A 1,410-nucleotide genomic window follows, 5' to 3' on the forward strand; every position below is an offset into this window, starting at 1 on the left:
CCGGGTCGGGAGGGTTTCGGTGCGCTGGCCGGGGTCGAGCTCTTCGCGCGGAGGTTCCGAAACCCGCGGCGAACCCGGGCCGGCGTCAGCCGGCCGGGCGGGGCGGGCTTCTCCCAGGGGGCGGCGGAGGTCCTCGCTCAGCGGGCGGGCGAGGCGGAGTTGGGTGTGCGCGGGGATGATCAGCCAGGTCCAGCGATCCCCGGCGGCCGGGGTGCGGATCTTCGGGGCGGTCCAGCCCAGGGTCTGCTTGAACAGCCGGAAGGTGTGCTCGAGATCGAACCGTCGCAGGAACGACCGCCACCAGCGGTCCACGTCGGCAGCGGTGGCGTCGACGCTGGAGGACCACAGCCAGACCGGCTTGGGGTCGCGGTCGCCGGGCAGATGGTCGACCTGCAGCCGGATGAGAGTGCCGGCGATGACGGGCAGCTCACCGTCGTGATCGGCCCAGCAACCGCGGTGGGTCAACCTGGGGTGCAGCCGGTCCCAACTGGTCGCGGTCGCGGTGCCGTAGCGGGTCGTCTCGGTCGTCGTGGCGTGCTGCGGTTCGGGCCAGGTGGCCGGCTTGCTCAGGGCGAACTCCGGGCCGTGGCGGGGAGGCCGGCCAGCGGCGCCGGCGGGTCGGGGTGGGCGCGGTCGGCGCAGCACCCGGTCCGAGCGGATCCGGCCGAGCAGCTCGACCGGCAGGTCGGCCAGCACGAACGCCAACCGGGTGATGTCGTAGCCGGCGTCGGTGACGATCAGGATGTCCGGGTCGCCTTCGTGCCACTGCCCGGCGGCGATCAGCCGCCCGACCACCGAGCGCAGCTGCGCGGCCGTGGTCGCGGTCGCGTCGTCGGCCGGGCCGAGCCGGACCGCGTCGAGCAGCGCGGTCCACGACGTGCGCCCGGGTTCGAGGGCGGGCACGAAGGAGTACGGCCAGCCCGGGATCAGCTGGGCCTGGCCCTTTCCGCGGCCGTAGACGTGGCAGAACAACCTGTCCGCGCTGGTCGGGGCGTCCGAGCGCAGCCACGGGGAGACATCGACGGCGAGCACGATCCGCCCGTCGGTGGCCCGCGGCAACAAGAGCGCGGCCAGCGAACGGCGGATTCGTTCCGGTTCCACCCGGCCGTGCCCGAGCGCGTCGTACATGGCGCCGTGGCCGCGGCGGTGCTCGGCCACCAGGGTCAAATCGACCAGGGACCGGACCGGACCGTCAGCGCACAGGATCGCGTCGGTCAACTCGAACAGCGCGTCCGCCCGTGCGGTCAACGAGCCGTAGAACTCCCCCCGAAACCGGGCGAGATCACTCCGCCGGGCCGGGGTGTCTTCCGACTGCACGGACCGGGCGTGGGTCACACTGAGCATCGCGGCCATCGCTTTCGTCTTCGAGCTCTGTGGAAGGAACCCGAAGATGATCAAGCGGTGGCCGCG

Annotated in this window: 1 protein-coding gene; it reads right to left on the minus strand. The window is 72.9% G+C overall.

Annotation, left to right across the window (positions count from 1 at the left end; translation table 11 throughout):
• A partial coding sequence (locus KME75_RS41535; RefSeq protein ID WP_308283523.1) for an NF041680 family putative transposase occupies positions 1–1,317 on the minus strand: 1,317 nt, incomplete at its 3' end.
• Positions 1,318–1,410 lie beyond the last annotated feature (93 nt).

The organism is Pseudonocardia nigra (assembly GCF_019396355.1).
GTDB lineage: Bacteria > Actinomycetota > Actinomycetes > Mycobacteriales > Pseudonocardiaceae > Pseudonocardia > Pseudonocardia nigra.